Annotated in this window: 13 protein-coding genes and 1 pseudogene; all 14 read left to right on the top strand. The window is 60.1% G+C overall.

What is annotated here, in order from left to right:
• The 14 genes and pseudogenes from H7C18_RS02455 (at position 1) to H7C18_RS02395 (ending at position 16,464) form a co-directional block, all read left to right on the top strand.
• Complete coding sequence (locus tag H7C18_RS02455; RefSeq protein ID WP_337912752.1) at positions 1–1,851, top strand: cache domain-containing sensor histidine kinase; 1,851 nt, start codon at positions 1–3, stop codon at positions 1,849–1,851.
• Complete coding sequence (locus H7C18_RS02450) at positions 1,848–3,365, top strand: response regulator (protein ID WP_185127416.1); 1,518 nt, start codon at positions 1,848–1,850, stop codon at positions 3,363–3,365. Before H7C18_RS02455 ends, H7C18_RS02450 begins: the two co-directional genes overlap by 4 nt.
• Before the next feature lie 106 nt (positions 3,366–3,471).
• Complete coding sequence (locus H7C18_RS02445) at positions 3,472–4,350, top strand: carbohydrate ABC transporter permease (RefSeq protein ID WP_185127415.1); 879 nt, start codon at positions 3,472–3,474, stop codon at positions 4,348–4,350.
• A gap of 3 nt (positions 4,351–4,353) precedes the next feature.
• Positions 4,354–5,181 (top strand): carbohydrate ABC transporter permease, encoded by an 828-nt coding sequence (locus H7C18_RS02440; RefSeq protein ID WP_185127414.1) that lies wholly within the window; start codon positions 4,354–4,356, stop codon positions 5,179–5,181.
• 102 nt (positions 5,182–5,283) lie between these two features.
• Positions 5,284–6,339 (top strand): LacI family DNA-binding transcriptional regulator, encoded by a 1,056-nt coding sequence (locus tag H7C18_RS02435; RefSeq protein WP_185127413.1) that lies wholly within the window; start codon positions 5,284–5,286, stop codon positions 6,337–6,339.
• Between the two features lie 194 nt (positions 6,340–6,533).
• Positions 6,534–6,626 (top strand): annotated as a pseudogene (locus H7C18_RS35935) (glycoside hydrolase family 113); the annotation flags it as partial.
• Between the two features lie 55 nt (positions 6,627–6,681).
• Positions 6,682–7,284 (top strand): glycoside hydrolase family 113, encoded by a 603-nt coding sequence (locus H7C18_RS02430; RefSeq protein WP_420481827.1) that lies wholly within the window; start codon positions 6,682–6,684, stop codon positions 7,282–7,284.
• Positions 7,285–7,325: 41 nt separating this feature from the next.
• Positions 7,326–8,552: an AGE family epimerase/isomerase gene (locus tag H7C18_RS02425; RefSeq protein WP_337912750.1), complete on the top strand. Its 1,227-nt coding sequence runs from the start codon at positions 7,326–7,328 to the stop codon at positions 8,550–8,552.
• A gap of 205 nt (positions 8,553–8,757) precedes the next feature.
• A complete protein-coding gene (locus H7C18_RS02420; RefSeq protein ID WP_185127411.1) occupies positions 8,758–10,098 on the top strand; it encodes an ABC transporter substrate-binding protein in 1,341 nt (446 codons plus the stop codon).
• Positions 10,099–10,400: 302 nt separating this feature from the next.
• On the top strand, positions 10,401–11,774 hold the full coding sequence (locus tag H7C18_RS02415; protein WP_185127410.1) for a stage II sporulation protein P: 1,374 nt from the start codon (positions 10,401–10,403) through the stop codon (positions 11,772–11,774).
• 12 nt (positions 11,775–11,786) lie between these two features.
• Positions 11,787–12,182, top strand: coding sequence for a DUF3679 domain-containing protein (locus H7C18_RS02410; RefSeq protein ID WP_185127409.1), 396 nt, complete (start codon positions 11,787–11,789; stop codon positions 12,180–12,182).
• Between the two features lie 140 nt (positions 12,183–12,322).
• A complete protein-coding gene (locus H7C18_RS02405; protein ID WP_185127408.1) occupies positions 12,323–13,318 on the top strand; it encodes an HD-GYP domain-containing protein in 996 nt (331 codons plus the stop codon).
• A 27-nt stretch (positions 13,319–13,345) separates the two neighbouring features.
• Positions 13,346–14,044, top strand: a complete 699-nt coding sequence (locus tag H7C18_RS02400) for a Crp/Fnr family transcriptional regulator (protein WP_185127407.1) — start codon at positions 13,346–13,348, stop codon at positions 14,042–14,044.
• A gap of 434 nt (positions 14,045–14,478) precedes the next feature.
• Complete coding sequence (locus tag H7C18_RS02395; protein WP_185127406.1) at positions 14,479–16,464, top strand: endonuclease MutS2; 1,986 nt, start codon at positions 14,479–14,481, stop codon at positions 16,462–16,464.
• Positions 16,465–16,471 lie beyond the last annotated feature (7 nt).

Raw genomic sequence — 16,471 nt, 5'->3', positions numbered from 1 at the left:
GTGAACTGGCGGATGCCGAGATGGACGGGCCGGATGGAGAGCAAGCTCAGCGTCGTGTTCGTGTTCTTGATAGCGCTGCCGATCGGCGCGCTCACCCTGTTGTCGGCGCAGCGCTACTCGCATTCGATCGAGGACAACACGATCGCGTACGTCTCCAAGCTGTCCGACAGCATGATGGGCAAGCTCGACGATTATATGCAGGACATGCAGAAAATCTCGATCATTCCGTCTTATCTGGGGGAGATCAAGGACGGGCTTAAGATGTCCAACGAGTTTTACCGGGGCCAGCCGGACGGCGGCGGCGATTCGGTGAGCATTCTGCCCAGCAATCAGCAGCGGACGATCGATATCCGGAAGAAAATCGGCAACAGCATTTATTTTCTCAATAATATCAAGAGCGGTACGAACACCGTTTACTTGTTCGACGCTTTCGGCCACGTCTACTATTCGGCCAAAGTGCTCGACGTCCGCTCCGACCTGTCCGCCGTCTATCCGGAGTGGAAAAAGGTGGCGGCGAACGCCCACGGAACGCCCGTGCTGCTCAGCACGCAGGAGGTCACGCCGACGATGAGCGGGAAGCGGTACGTGTTCACCGTCGTTCGGGAGATCATCGACCCGGCCAACTTCGACACTCTCGGCATCATCGCCGTGGACGCCAACATCGGCGTAATCGAGGACATCGTCATGAATTTGGACAACGTCACGCACGGAACGACGCTCATTACGGACGACGGCGGTCGGGTCATTTACGACAGCGAGAAAAAATACTTGGGACAAAAATGGTCGCGGCAGGAGCTGCTCGCGAAGATGCCGGGCTCTCAGGGAAGCTTCCACCATACGGAAAACGGCCAACCGGTGCTGACGATCTACAAGCAGTCGGAGGCGACGGGCTGGCGGGTGCTCATCACGATTCCCGAGAACCACCTGATGGAAGACGCGACGAAGACGCGCAATTTCACGATCGTCACCGCCATCGTCATCATGGCGTTCGCGCTTCTCATCTCGCTCGTGCTCGTATTCGCGATCACGCGGCCGCTCCGCTCTCTCGTCCGCCACATGAAGGAGGTGCAGAACGGCAACATGAACGTCTTTTTCCCCGCGCGCCGGCGGGACGAGATCGGACTGGCCGGCAGCGCGTTCAACCGGATGATCGACCGGATGAAGACGCTGATCCAGGATATCTACCAGGTGGAGCAGCGCAAGAAGGAAGCGGAACTGGAATCGCTGCAGCACCAGATCAACCCGCATTTTATTTATAACACGCTGGAGTCGATCCGCATGACCGCGGTTCTGAACGACGACAAGGAGGTCGGCGATATGACGCAGCTGCTCGGCAAGCTGCTGCGGTACAGCTTTCACGCCGGCCTCGAGTTCGTCCCGATCGATCGGGAGTGGCGGCATTTGCGCATGTACGTCACTTTGCTTAACTATCGCTACGGGAACCGCTTCGTCCTGGACCTGCCCGATCCTCGCGAGACGGAAGGGCTTCAGGTGATGAAGCTGCTGTTCCAGCCGATCGTGGAAAATTCGGTCTACCATGGGCTGGACGATTCGCAGGCCGGCATGCGGATCCGGATCCGCTACCGGCCGGAAGGAACGGACGATCTATTCGACATCGCCGACGACGGCTCGGGCATGGACGTCGAGACGCTGGCGAATCTGCAGGCGGCGTTGCGCCTCTCTGCAGCCGAGGCGGCCGGTCAGGGCGGCATCGGCCTGCGCAACGTGAACGAGCGGCTGAAGCTGCGCTACGGGGAAGCCTACGGACTGACGGTGGACAGCGAGCCTGGGAGAGGAACGACCGTCACGGTGCGTCTGCCCCATAGGCGGAAGGGAGGAGACCAAGCATGATCCGGATCGCGGTCGTAGACGACGAAGAGAGAATTCGGCACGGATTGGTCAAACTGATCGGGCAATATGGCGAGCTTTTTCAGGTCGTGGCCGCCTGCGCCAGCGGTCAGGAGCTGCTGGACCGAATGGGCGGGCTTCGTCTCGATCTCATCATTACCGATATCAAGATGCCGCAAATGACCGGGCTGCAAATGATCGAGCGCGTGCGCCGGCGGGATACGAAGGTGAAGTTCGCGGTGCTGAGCGGCTTCAACGATTTCGCGTTCGCCCGGCAGGCGATCCGGTTCGGCGTGGAAGACTATCTGCTCAAGCCGGTGGACGAGGAAGAGCTGGCGGAGCTGCTTCATCGGGTTCACGGCCAGGCGGAGCAGGAACGCTATCGCAAGTCGGTGGCGGTCGACGAGCATCTGCGGCTGCTGCTGCGCAGCGAAATCAAGCATCTTCCGGAGCATATGGCGCAGGGCGCGGTCCGGGAGCTGGGCCGGACGAGCCTGCTGCGCGATCATTTCGCGGTGTTCGTGCTGCGCTGCGAGCCGGATGCGGCGGCGGAAGCGATCGAACGGAGCACGGACGTCTGGTCGCGCGAGCGCAAGGTGATCGCTTGGGAACCGCGTCTTCTCGTCATCGCGGCGGCGATCGGCAAGGGAGACCACGCGGATACGATTCGCGAGCTCGGGCACACGCTGCTGCAGCGCCTGCCGCAGTCGACGCAGGCGCGGGTCGGGGCAAGCGGCATTCACCAAGGGCCGGCCAAGCTGCGGGAAGCTTATCTGGAGGCGGAGAACTGCCTGCAGACCTGCTGGTACGAGCCGGGAGCGAAGGCGATGCTCGACGCGTTCCATGCGCCGAAACCCGCCGAGACGGACCCCAATCCCGCGCTGATGTTGGACCGGGAATTTCGTCCGGCGCTGCAGCTGCTCGACCTGGACCGGGCGGGACAAGCTCTTCGCGGCTGGCTTGACGACTTGATCGGGCGAAGGGCGTCTTGGCGGACGCTTAGGGAAGGAAGCGAAGCCGTGTTCGATCTGATCCGGTGCGAGAAGCGTGAGCGACGGCTGCCCGTCGGCGAGGAAACGGAAGACGCGGCCGCGCTCGTCCCCGTTCTGTTCCCGAACGGAGCGGCATTCTCCGCCGCCTTCCTCGCGGCGGCGGAGAAACAGCTTGGGGCGCTGGGAAGCGCCAAGCAGGAGAACCGGGTCGTCGAGACGGTCAAAGCGTTCGTCCAGACGCATTATACCGAGGAATTGGAGCTTCAACGGCTGGCAGACACCGTTTTCCTGACCCCGAGCTATCTGAGCAAGCTGTTCAAGACGGAGACCGGAGAGACGATTACCGACTACATCATTTCCGTGCGGATCGAGCGGGCCAAGGAGCGGCTGATCAAGGAGCCCGCGCTCAAAACATACGAGATCGGGGAACGGGTCGGCTATCCGGATCCTACCTATTTCAACAAAGTGTTCAAAAAGGTGGTCGGACTGACTCCAAAAGAATACCGCGAGCGTGTTAGGCTGTAGTTATCCAAATAGAGTGCAATGAAAACAAACATAGAACCTTAAAAACAATAACATATTTGGCTATAATGGCTGTAAGCGATTTCTTTTTTGGAAAGATGGGGTGTCTATGTTCAACTTCAGCTACAAAACGCAGCGGTACCTGATTCTTTTCGGATTTCTGACGATCCCGGTTCTGCTGTCCCTTACGTTCTCGTACTATCCGGCCATTTCGCTCCTGTACTACAGCTTCACGGACTGGACCGGCCTCGGCTGGGAGATGCATTGGGTCGGCTTCGCCAACTACAAGGAGATCTTCACCCGCCCGGAGATCTTCACCGTCTTCCGCACGAACGCGTACTACTTCGTCGGCGGCCTCGTTCAGACCGCGATCGCGCTCTATTTCGCCGTCATTCTGACGGGCAAGCTGAGAGGACGCAACGCGTTCCGCGCCATGCTGTTTCTTCCTTACGTGCTCCACAGCGTCGCCATCGTCATCATGTTCAAAAACGTGTACCATTCCGAATACGGCTCGCTGAACCTGTTCCTGCAGGCGATCGGATTGCCTTCCTGGCAGCAGGAATGGCTCGGCAATCCCCATCTCGTCAACTTCTCGCTGGCATTCATCTCGCTCTGGAAATACTTCGGCCTGAGCATGGTCATCTTCATCGGCGCGCTTCAATCGATTCCAGCGGATCTGTACGAAGCCGCCAAGATCGACGGCGCCTCCGGCTGGAAAGCGTTCCGCTATATTACGCTTCCGAGCATCCGCCCGGTCATCGAGCTGATGATGATCCTGACGCTGACGGGAGCGCTCGAAGCGTTCGACATTCCGTTCATCATGATGCTCGGCGCCAACGGCACGGCCACGTTCGTCAGCAAGACGGTCGACATGGCGTTCCGGTTCAAGCAGGCGGGACTCGCCTCCGCGATGGCGGTCGTGCTGCTGCTCATCGTGCTGCTGTTCATCGTGATCCAACGCAAACTGCTGTTCCGGGAGGGGAAGTAACCGATGGTGCGCGAAAACAAGGCGTGGACGATCTTCAAATACGCGACGCTGGCGGTCGGCCTGTTCGTCGTCTTCTTCCCGGTTTACTCGGTCGTGATCGGCGCGTTCAAGACGCAGATCGAATATTACCAATCGGGCATGCGGCTGCCGCATAACTGGCTCGACTTCGACAACTTCAAGCGGGTGATGCAGGTCGGCAAGCTGGGCCTCGGCTTCCGGAACATCGGCATTATTCTCGTCGTTTCGGTGGCGGGCAACATTCTGATCGGGACGATGACGGCCTACGCGCTCGGACGCTTCGACTTCAAGCTCAAAAAGCCGATCATGGGCATGTACCTCGTCGCCCAGGTCATTCCGATGATCACGACGCAGGTCGCGACGTTCAGCGTCGTCAAGTTTTTCGGCCTGTACAATCACCTGGCGGCGCCGATCGTGCTTTACCTCGGAGCGGACGTGCTGCAGATCATTATCTACCTGCAATTTATCAACAGCATTCCGAAGGACCTGGACGAGAGCGCGATGATCGAAGGAGCGTCGCTGTTCCGCATTTACCGCTCGGTCATCTTCCCGCTCCTCGCTCCCGCGACGGCTACGCTCGTCATCATGAAGACGATCAACATCTACAACGATTTCTACACGGCTTACCTGTATATGCCGGCCCAGAAGCTGCGCGTCGTGTCGACGGCGATCTACTCGTTCATCGGACCGAACGCGGCCCAGCTTAACGTCATCTCGGCGGGCATCCTGATTATCTTCATTCCGACGATCGTCATCTTCCTGTTCCTGCAGCGCTTTATCTTCGCCGGCGTCACGAACGGGGCGGTCAAGTAATCCGGTTAGGCGGCCGTTTCGCTAACGACTGCGGTATGTTATGATAACAATAACAATTGTTATCCAAGCGGAACCGCATGATTAGCGAAGGAGAGGGCCGGATTGTCCAAGAAAGTAACCATGCAGCAGATCGCCGACCACGTCGGCGTGTCGAAATTCGCCGTTTCCAAAGCGCTTGCCGGCAAGTCGGGCGTCAGCGCCGACACGCGAGAGAGGATTATCGGCGCGGCGACCCAGCTCGGCTATTTCGCCCAGAAGCGGGCGAAAGTCGGCGCGGCCCGTTCCGGGGCGGAGCCCGCGGGAAAGGCCGATCGGGATACGATTATCGTGCTGATTCCGAATGTCCGTTACCAGAACCGCCACTCTTTTTATTGGGGAAGAATTATCGACGGAATCACGACCGGCCTCGAAGAGCATCAGATCGGCATCCTGATCGTGACCGAGCATATTACGGACAATTTCGCGAAGTTGATCAATCCCGAAGGGGTGCTCGGCCTGGTCGGCGTCGGCCTGATCTCCAACCAACTGCTCCTTGAAATCCGAAACCTGGGGATTCCGTTCGTGATGGTGGATCACGAAGATCCGCTCATTCCTTCGGATGCGCTGTTCATGAACAATTACGAATGCATGCGGCGGGTGACGAACTACTTGTTCGGCAACGGCCACCGCAGGATACAGTTCGTCGGCAATACCCGCTACTCGCGAAGCTTTTACGACCGCTGGCTCGGTTTTCGCTCGATGATGGAGGAGAACGAGACGCCGCTCGAGCAGGAGCCGGAGCTGCTGGCGTTCGAAGGCGAGAACCGCTCCGAGATGACCGAAGCGCTCGATGCCGTGCTGGGCCGGATGGCGGAAGAACGCCGCCTGCCGACGGCGCTTGTGTGCGCCAACGATTCGATCGCGATCTGCGTCATGACGGTGCTCGCGAGGCTCGGCATCGACGTGCCCGGCCAAGTCTCGGTCACCGGCTTCGACAACATCGACGATGCGGCTTTGGCGAAGCCGACGCTGAGCACGGTTCACGTCAACAAGGAAGCGCTCGGCCAACGGGCGGTGGAGACGCTCTTGTGGCGGATTCGCCATCCCGACGGGCCGAAGGAACGCATCCTGCTGTCCGGCGATTTCGTGCTGCGGCAATCGACCGCTCCCTGCCCTTGAGGGCCGCGGTTTTCCTGCTTTCCTAATCCATTCAACAAGCTCTCCCCGGTCACTTCGGCGGAGAGTTTTTTAATGCTGTAGATTGTTATCCTATTTACGAAACAAATAAATAACAATATGATAAAATGAGTTTACGAAAACGAGGGGAGTGAACCGCCTTGAATCAAGCGGCGTGGACGGAAAAAGTGAACGGCATGACCTGGGGGCGGACGGGGATTCGCGGGACATGGACCGGTCCGGAAGCGGAACGGTCGATGGAAGAGATGGCGAAGCTGGGCGTCAACTGGGCGGGAATCGCGCTGGGCGACTATCAGGCGACGGCCCAATCGACGGAAATTCCTTATGGCTTATGGCGATTTCATCCGTCACTATGCGAAGATCGCCGAGGAGGAAAACTGCGAGATGCTGTGCGTCGGCTGCGAGATGGTGCAGACGGACAAGCGCGAGGCCGAATGGCGCGAGCTCATCGCTTCGGTGCGGCCGATCTATCGCGGGCTGATCACGTACAACTGCGACAAGTACCAAGAGGGGCGCGTGCAGTGGTGGGACGCGGTCGACATCATCTCATCGAGCGGGTATTACCCGATCGGCGAGTGGAAAGCGCATCTGGACCGAATTGAAGCTGTGGTTCGCCGGCGAGATAAGCCGTTTTTCTTCATGGAAGCCGGATGTCCGAGCCGGGAAAACTCGCCGCGGCGACCGAACGACTGGTCGCTGCCGGGAGCGCCTTCCGAGGAAGCGCAGAAGCGATACTACGAGGATATGTTCGCGGCTTGCGCGAAGCGCGACTGGATGCGCGGCTTCGTCCTGTGGGACTGGCCGGCCCGGCTTTACGACGCGTCCCGCGCGGCCGAGAACGACGATTACTGCATGTACGGCAAATCGGCGGCGGACGTCGTCCGGCGGTACTATACGAGCGGCGGAGCGGCAGCGGAACAAGCTTGACGATGAGGTCAAGTCATTATCGACAAAGGAGAGGAATTCCGGTGAAGAGCGAACTGACGCGCGAGAGATGGCAGGAGAAGTTGACGAACGAGCTGCAGGACAACATCTTGGGCTATTGGCAGAAAAACACGGTCGACGACATTTATTTCGGGTTCGTCGGCGAAGTCCGCGGCAACGGCGAGAAAGTGGCGGAAGCGGACAAAGGGCTCGTGCTTCACGCCCGCATCCTATGGACGTTCGCTTCCGCTTACCGCTGGCGGCGGGATGAGGTTTACTTGCAGCTGGCCAGGCGCGCCTACGAGACGCTGAACGCCCGTTTCCGGGACCCGGAGCACGGCGGGCTGTATTGGATGATCGACGTTCAGGGCCGTCCGGTTCAGGCGAAGAAGCAGGTGTACGGCCAGGCGTTCGTCATCTACGCGCTGGCGGAATTCGCCCGCGCATCCGAGGCGGATGCGGCGGACGCCCTGGCCTGGGCGGAGGACATTTACCGGCTGCTCGAGAAGCACGCGTACGATCCGGTTCATCTCGGGTACGTGGAGGCGCTCGCCCGAGATTGGACCGAGACGGACGATCTGTCGCTGAGCGGCAAGGATCTGAACGAACGCAAGTCTATGAACACCCATCTTCACGTGCTGGAAGCGTACACGAACCTGTATCGGGTTTGGAAGCCGGAAGGGCTGCGCGCGAAGCTCAAAGAACTGATCGATGTGCATCTGGATAAGATCGTCGATCCGGCGGCGGGCCATTTCCGGCTGTTTTTCGACGACGAGTGGAATTCCAAGACGGCCGACGTCTCGTACGGCCACGACATCGAAGGCAGCTGGCTGCTCTGGGAAGCGGCGGAGGTTCTCGGCGACGAGGCGTTGCTACCCCGCGTGAAGAAGATCGCGCTGCGCATGGCGGAGGCGACGCTGGAGCAAGGCGTCGACGACGACGGCGGCGTGTTCAACGAGTTCGACGGCAGCCATCTCGACGATTCCAAGATTTGGTGGCCGCAGGCCGAAGCGATGGTCGGCTTTCTGAACGCTTGCCAGCTGTCCGGCGACCGGAAGTACCTCGAAGCGGCACGGAACTGCTGGTCATTTATCACTTTGCGCATCAGCGACCGCGAGGGCGGCGAATGGCATTGGCGAGTGACGCGGGAAGGCGTTCCCGCGGCGGGCGGCTCCCACCCGAAGGTCGGCGCCTGGAAGTGCCCGTATCATAACAGCCGCGCCTGCTTCGAAGCGCTGGAAAGGCTGGAGAAGCTGGAGAGACTCGATTAGAAGCAACCGGGCTGTAAGAACCCGATTGCGTTCCCGGCCCTTGCTTCCGGCAAACACTTTGTAAACTAAATTTAGCCATTTGTTATCATAAATGATGACCATAAAAACAAAATAATTGCCTGTTCTCTGTCACCCAGGAGCGTATAATGAGGAAATGTAAGCGATCCCAGCGATTCGCAAACTTATCTTGGGGGTTGAGTAAAAGATGAAAAAAAGTTCGTTGACCGTCTTGTCTCTGCTCTTGCTGTCATCCGTTCTGGCGGCTTGCGGCAGCGGCAATAACAACAATAACGGAGCGTCGCCGTCCGCTTCTCCGTCGGCATCGCCGTCGGGATCCGCGGCCGCATCCCCTTCCGCATCGGCCGGCGGCGCTCCCGACACCAGCCTGAGCGGCAAGATCAAAGTGCTGACTCATCGCACCGACTTGGTCAATGACGGCACGATGGATCGCTACGCCGCCAAGTTCAAAGAGAAATATCCGAACGCGGAGATCGAATTCGAAGGGTTGACCAACTATGCGACGGACATTAAGGTTCGCCTCACGACGGGCGAAGCCGGCGACGTCAACATGATCGATTCCGGCCTGGCGTCGACCGATCTTCCGAAGTATTACGAGCCGCTTCCGGACTCCATGTTCGACGACGTCTACTTCCCGGATTTCTGGGCCACCGGCGGCAAGCGCTACGGCATTACGACAGGCGTGAATACGCAAGGCATCGTATACAACAAACAAGCGTTCAAGCAAGCGGGCATCGACAAAGTGCCGACGACGCTCGACGAGCTGTACGCCGACGCGCAGAAGCTGAAGGACGCGGGCATCACTCCGCTGTACATGAACTACGGCGCGCAATGGCCGGTATCCAACTGGGGCGAGAACTCCTACGGGTACGTGGCCGGCAACGCCAAGTGGACCGACACGCTGCTCGCTTCGGACGCTCCGTTTACCGTCGACGGCCCGTGGGGCAAGCTGATCAACATCGCCCGCACCTTCGTCGAGAAGGGCTGGGTCGAGAAGGACCTGTCCACGAACAACTGGGAAATGTCCAAGGGCGAGATCGCTGCCGGCAAGGCGGGAATGTACTTCCTCGGCAACTGGGTCATCCCGCAGATCGTCGGCGCCGGCGCGAAGTCGGAAGACATCGGCTTCTTCCCGCTCCCGTACGACAACAGCGGCAAGTACAACGCTCCGCTGGGCGGCGACTACTACATGGGCGTAAGCAAAGACAGCAAAAACAAAGAGCTGGCGACAGCCTTCGTCAACTTCTTCGTGAAGGAGTCCGGGTATCAAGCCGATTCCGGCATGATGCCGATCGTCAAGTCCGAGAAGCCGGAAAGCCCGCAGCTCGCCGAATTCAATTCCTTCAACCCGACCTACATCGAGAGCGAAGCGACCGATCCGAAGTACAACGAGATCATGAACAAGGCGGAGCTCGCGGTCGGCACGGGAGCGATCGACCAAGAGCTGATCACGGCCAAGGATCTCCAGAAAGCGTTCGACGATATGAACGGCAAATGGGCCAAAGCCAAAAAGGATCTCGGCTATTAAGATCGGCGAACCATCCTGACAAGCGTCAAGCCATGAGGCGTTCCGGCATCCGGCCGGGACGCCTCTTTCGTCTCTCCGGCCGCCTTTGCTTCGAAATCCCCCACGCTCAGGAAGACCCGCCGGCTCGATATGAGCCTTCCGCCCTTGCTTCGAAATCTCCCATTTATAGCAGAACCTATGAACCTCCTATCTCTCTTTTCCGTTCTATCAAATCTCCCTCTCTCATATACTCCACTATCTACCAAAGCTGCCGGATGCACAGATAAGAGAATTCTCCGCGCGGCAAGTGAGGGAGGAACATCATGAGACGTATCGTCGTCCTGCGCCGCTCCGGGCGGACTCCGCACAAGCCGAGGGCGTTTCTGGCCACCGGCAAAGCCTATGCGGTCATCAGCTTCTGTTCCATGATCGCGTTCGTCCTGCTCGGCGTCGGAGGGGCGCTGCAAACCCGTTTGGCACCTTCGCCCGTCCAGTCGATGAAGGGTTTTGCCGCTTCTGTATCGAATTCGTTTTTTTCTTCTCTATTGAGTATGGAATTGCCGCATATGGATAAGCAAGTAGAGAAATCTCCTTTTTCCGGCGAGCAGATGGCGGCGTTCCTCGTCCGGTTCATGACCGACCTGAACCCGAACGATCCGAAAAGCCTCCTGGAGATCGGGATGCCCGCCGTGAACGGGGACGATGCGGTCCTGCTCCGCCCCGGATCGGGAGGGGACGGGGAGGCGCCGGAGGATCGCAGTCCGGACGGGGACGGAAGCGCAGGAGCGGACGACGCGGGCAGCGGCTCGGATGGAGACGCCAGAGGCGCGGACGCGTCGGGCGGCGGCGGCCCGGGAGGTGCCGATGCCGGCAAGGATGGCGCCGGAGCCGGTCCGCAAGACGGGGCGGGGGACAAGCCGCCCGTTCAGAAGCCCGATGGAGGAACGTCCGGCGGAACGGCTTCGCAAGACCCGGGCGGAGGCTCATCCTCCAGTCCGCCTCCCGCTTCGGCCGAGACTCCCGTCGTCTTCGTCTATCATTCTCACAACCGGGAATCTTGGTTCCCGGAACTGAAGGCCGGCATCAAGGATCCGAACGACAGCAAGACGAACATCACCCTGGTCGGCAAGCGGCTGACCGATCAGCTTGCGAAGCTCGGCATCGGCGCCCTTCATTCCGATGCGGATTACTCTTCTTCGGTCAAGGACTACAACTGGAACTATTCCTACAAATATTCGCTGCAAACCGTTCAAGAGGCGATGGCCCGGAACAAGGGCCTGAAGTTCTTTTTCGACATCCATCGGGATTCGCTGCACCGCAAAGATACGACGACGACGATCGACGGCAAGGATTACGCCCAGGTGTTCTTCATCATCGGCCACCGCAATCCGGATTGGGCGGAGAACGAGGCGTTCGCGAATTCCATTCACCAGGTGCTGGAGAAGGATTACCCCGGATTGTCAAAAGGAATCTGGGGCAAAACGGCGGCGAGCGGCAACGGCGAATACAACCAATCGGTATCTCCGGACAGCGTGCTGATCGAGATCGGAGGCGTCGACAACACGCTGGAGGAATGCGATCGGACGGCGGACGTGCTGGCGAAGGTGATCGCCGACATCGTCCGGGAGAACGGGAATGCGATCAAGGCGAACGGAGGTAGCGATACTTCCGGCACGGCTGCATCGAATAAAAGCTAGGAGGCGGTTAGAATGGCACGGGACGGAATCAAGCTGCTGCTCGCGGGAGCGCTTCTGCTGTTCGCGGTCATGTTCGGCATGGAGCTTGCCTCCAGCGGCATCTCCAACGTGTACGGCCCGGTCGATCCGTCGGCGGCAACCGCCGCGAAGCAACAGGCGGACGACATCAAGAAGGAGACGGGGAAGGCGGGGGCGAACGCGGACGCGTCCGGCAATGCGGATCAGGGATGGTACGGAAAGGAACCGGACGGCATCTCGGTGAGCGGCGCGGACGATCCGCGCATTCCCCGCCTGGATCATAAACCCGTCGTGGACCGGATCGCCGGGGGAACGGCCGATTTGCTTCAGTCGGTGTCCAAGAAAGGGATCCAATTGATCTCCAAGCTGTTCAGCAAAACGACAGAATAGGCGGATAGACAGAATATTTGAGTCGAAAGACCCGAAAATCGTAAAATTTTGTGATTTTAGTTACAGAAAAGATACCGGGATCTATGGTACTATTTTCTCATTATAGAGAGAGAGACAGCGACAGGGAGTGTAGAGATTCCATGCGAATGATCCCGGTGGACCGATTGGAAGAGGGCGATCTGCTCGGAAGAGGCTTGTACGATCCCGAAGGCAGGCTGCTGCTGCAGCAGGGCGTCAAGCTGAACAGCCATTTGATCGAAGGCATCAAAAAGCGAGGCCATCAGTACATATTCGTTCATCAGCAGGAGAAGCATGCGTCCGAAGAGGCGAATTACAAAAGCGACTTGCGCCAGCTGACGAGAGATTTGCTGCACCGAACGTTCGAGTCCTTGCGGGCCGGCGGCGGCGTTCCCGTGGAGCCGTTGATGGACTGGGCCGATCACGTGGCCTATTCCGTATCTTCCGACGAAGAGGCGACGGTCTACCTTGAAGATCTGAAGGGGATCGACTCCGAACTGGTTGCCCACAGCCTGAACGTCAACCTGCTCGCGATGATGACGGCCAGGGCGCTGGGTTATAACGAAAGTCAAATTCACGACGTCGCGCTCGGCAGCCTGCTTCACGACATCGGTCTCGCGCTTCCTCACGACGGCAGCTTTTTTACCCAGCACCCCCAAGTCGGCTACGAGCTGCTCAGGAAGATTCCCGATTTTCCGCCCGAATCGCTTGCGATCGTGCTGCAGCACCACGAACGGCTGGACGGGGCCGGTTACCCCGGCCGAATCTCCGGCAGCCAATTGTCCGAGGCCGCGCAGATCGTCGGCTTGTGCAGCGAATTCGACCGTTTCATGAACGACGGACAGGAGTGCCGTCTGCCCGGCGACGGGGTCGACTTCGTCATGTCCAAGATCGACTCCTCTTACGACTACGACGTCGTTCGGGCATTTATTCAAGCGTTCCAGCCGTATCCGGACGGAACGACGGTGCGTCTGACCGGGGGACTGGTCGCTACCGTCTGCGAGCAGAACCGTGGACATTCCTGCCGTCCGATCGTTCGCTTGAAGCAATTCGGCACGAAGTTCGATCTGATGGAGTATACGACCTTCATGATCGAAGAAGTGCTGGATGCCCGCTAGGCGGGACGGCGGAAGGGGGCGTCCGGCATGACCGTATCGATCGCCAGGCTGAGGGCCGCTTTTCCTTTTTTTCGGAACATGGACGAAGATCTGCTTGTCCGCGTCGCTTCCCGCATGACGGAGAAAGCGTACCGCAAGGGAACGCTGATTTTCCTGGAAGGCGCGAAGGGAGAAGAAGTATACTTCATCGTCTCGGGCTCCGTCATGGTGTCGACCTTGAACAAGACGAAGAAGGTCGTGTTCAGCATCCTCCGGGAGGGAGAACTGTTCGGAGAGATCGCGCTCATCTGCGAGAAGGCGGGCCGGTCCGCGACGGCGGAGACGCTTACGCAGACGCGGCTGTATGCGCTCAGCAAGAACGACTTCCGCGGGCTGGTCGAGCAGGAACGAGCCTTCGTTCATCATCTGCTGATGAATATGATGGATCGGCTGACCGACGCGAATCAGAAAATATACGATTTGACGTTTCTGAGCGTGCGGGCCCGGATGATGAAGCAGCTTCTTCAACTGCACGAGCGCCGATCCGCCGACGACCCTGCCTATCCGGATGCGATCGTTCCGAGGCTCACGCACCAGCAGCTCGCGGACATGGTCGGGGCGGTGAGGGAGACGGTGTCCAAAATTTTGCAGGAGCTGCAGGACGAAGGGTTGATCGCGATCCGCAGCCGCCAGATCCGACTGACGGATCCGGCGCTGCTCAGGCGCAAGCTGGACGAGGAATCATGAAGTACGGGCGCGGGCGTCATTGACTTCCGAATCCCTTCCGGGATAAAATATAAATAACTTCGGTTTAAGGGGAAATTTTCATGTTGGTCTTGGTTCTGAACTGATCAATTGGATACGCCGTTATCGTCTTCTTTCGCATGGGGCCGGATGGTTCGGTCTGTTTGCGCACGGAGAGATGCGGCACTCTAATGGCCAGTGAAGAACCGGTAAAGTCCGCCCCGCCGAATCGGCGAATCTTTCGGGGACCAGACCGCGCTCGCTCGGGCGCGGTTTTTTTGCGTTCTCAGCGAAGGCTACGGCTTGTCGCAGCTGCTGCAGAAGCGGCGGCAAGCCCGCTTTCGCGCCCCCGATCCTTTCGCCGCCGCAGGCCGCGCGCTTCGCCGATTTTGGCGTCGCCGCGGCTTTTTTCATTCTCAATTTGGAGGTCGAAAACGATGAGAGAAGCTTCGTGGAATAAATTGGATTACGTCCGCGCGTTGGAGACGGTCGAAGGCTACGCGGTCACTTATCCGGGCAAGAAGCTGGCGAGGGAGCTGCGCCCGCTGACGAATGTTGAGGCGATCGCCGCCCGCCAGCGGGAGACGGAGGAGGCGCGCCGCCTGATGGCCAAAGGGGCGCAGACGCCGCTCCCGTCGCTGGAAGGAATGGAAGAGACGATGGCGCTGCTCGGGACCGGGTACGTCTTGTCCGAGCAGCAGTTCGGACATTTGGCGAGGTTCATCCGCAGCTGCGGACAGCTTGCGCGGTATATGAGCGCGAAGTCGGCGGAAGCGGCCACGGTCGCCTCCTACGCCTCGTCATTGTATGAGCTGCGGGAATTGCTCGCGGCGATCGAGAACAGCATCGACCGGGGAACGATTCTCGATTCGGCGAGCGCGGAGCTCGCCAAGATCCGCAAACGGGTGCGGGCGGCGGAAGAGAGGCTGCGCCGGCGCTTGGACGGTTTGCTCTCGAAGCATGCGGACTGCCTGCAGGAGCGGCTGGTCAGCCAGCGCAACGGGCGGTACGTGCTCCCGGTCAAAAGGGAGCTGCGGCGCCGGATTCCCGGCACGGTGCTGGACGAATCGGCCAGCGGCCAGACGGTGTTCGTCGAGCCGCTGGAGACGGCCGGCCTCCAGCAGGAACTGTCCGCCTGCCGCGCGGACGAGAGCCGGGAGGAGCTGCAGGTGCTCGCCCGGCTGACGGCGGAGGCGGAAGGCTGCGCCCGCGAGCTCTCGATCAATATCGAGACGGTCGGGCACTACGACCTGCTGTTCGCCAAGGCGAAATGGGCGCTCGCGCTGGACGCCCGGCCGGTCGAATGGAACGAGGACGGCGTCATCGAGCTTCGGGACGCAAGGCATCCGTTCCTGCCCGGGAAGGCGATGCCCCTCGGCGTCAGCGTCGGCGGAGCGTACCGCACCTTGCTCGTCACCGGCCCGAATACGGGCGGCAAGACGGTCGCCATCAAGACGGTCGGCCTGCTGACGCTGATGGCGCAGACGGGGCTGCTCGTGCCGGCCGGAGAAGGAAGCCGGCTGTCGGTCTTTCACGCCGTCGAAGCGGACATCGGCGACGATCAGAGCCTCGACCGGTCGCTGAGCACGTTCTCCGCGCACTTGCGCAACGTGATCGACATTCTGGCGGCCGCGGACCGGAGCACGCTCGTGCTGCTTGACGAGCTGGCGACGGGAACCGACCCGGAGGAAGGAGTCGGCTTGTCGATCGCCGTGCTGGAGGAACTGCACCGTCGCGGATCGGTCGTGCTGGCGACGACCCACTTCAATGAAATTAAAGAATATGCGCGGACGACGCCGGGCTTCCGCAACGCCCGGATGGCGTTCGATCTCGATACGCTGCGCCCGCTGTATCGGCTGGACATGGGCGAGGCCGGCAGCAGCTACGCCCTGGTGATCGCCCGCAAGCTGGGGATCGGGGAGAACGTCGTCGGCCGGGCCAAGGAGATCGCGGAGAGCCTGCGGAGCGGCCGTCCCTTGTCGCCGGTCCCGGCAGCGGGGGACTTGCCGGGCGGAGGCGCGGAGGCGTCGTCTTCCGCGGACTCCGGCGGCGCGTACCGCGCGGCCGCTCCGTCCTCGCCCGGCGATCGCCGCGAGCGCTCCGCCGCTCCGGCTTCGGCGGCGGAATCCGCCGAGAAGGTTGAACTGGGCGTCGGCGACGCCGTCTGGATTCCGAGCTTGGGGTCGCGAGGGATCGTCTATCGGCTCCCGGACGAACGAGGCGACCTGGTCGTCCAGGTTCGCGGCGAGAAAATCAAAATCAACCGCAAGCGGGTCAGCCTGTTTTTACGGGGGAAGGAGCTGTATCCGGAAGATTACGATCTGGATATCGTCTTCGAGACGGTAGCCGACCGCAAAAAGCGCAAGCTGATGGGCAAGCGCCACGTGGAAGGGCTCTCTATCGAGAAGCCGCCCGAGTCCTGACGGCTTA

Source organism: Cohnella zeiphila (genome assembly GCF_014212055.1).
GTDB classification, from domain to species: Bacteria; Bacillota; Bacilli; order Paenibacillales; family Paenibacillaceae; genus Cohnella; species Cohnella zeiphila.
The sequence above is the reverse complement of the archived record's forward strand: the minus strand, read 5'-3'. Positions and strand labels throughout refer to the sequence as shown.

Excerpts from the sequence above, each read along its gene's own strand:
- H7C18_RS02450 (WP_185127416.1), top strand. The coding sequence starts at position 1,848 with ATGATCCGGATCGCGGTCGTAGACGACGAAGAGAGAATTCGGCACGGA.
- H7C18_RS02445 (WP_185127415.1), top strand. The coding sequence starts at position 3,472 with ATGTTCAACTTCAGCTACAAAACGCAGCGGTACCTGATTCTTTTCGGA.
- H7C18_RS02440 (WP_185127414.1), top strand. The coding sequence starts at position 4,354 with ATGGTGCGCGAAAACAAGGCGTGGACGATCTTCAAATACGCGACGCTG.
- H7C18_RS02430 (WP_420481827.1), top strand. The coding sequence starts at position 6,682 with ATGGCTTATGGCGATTTCATCCGTCACTATGCGAAGATCGCCGAGGAG.
- H7C18_RS02420 (WP_185127411.1), top strand. The coding sequence starts at position 8,758 with ATGAAAAAAAGTTCGTTGACCGTCTTGTCTCTGCTCTTGCTGTCATCC.
- H7C18_RS02415 (WP_185127410.1), top strand. The coding sequence starts at position 10,401 with ATGAGACGTATCGTCGTCCTGCGCCGCTCCGGGCGGACTCCGCACAAG.
- H7C18_RS02410 (WP_185127409.1), top strand. The coding sequence starts at position 11,787 with ATGGCACGGGACGGAATCAAGCTGCTGCTCGCGGGAGCGCTTCTGCTG.
- H7C18_RS02405 (WP_185127408.1), top strand. The coding sequence starts at position 12,323 with ATGCGAATGATCCCGGTGGACCGATTGGAAGAGGGCGATCTGCTCGGA.
- H7C18_RS02400 (WP_185127407.1), top strand. The coding sequence starts at position 13,346 with ATGACCGTATCGATCGCCAGGCTGAGGGCCGCTTTTCCTTTTTTTCGG.
- H7C18_RS02395 (WP_185127406.1), top strand. The coding sequence starts at position 14,479 with ATGAGAGAAGCTTCGTGGAATAAATTGGATTACGTCCGCGCGTTGGAG.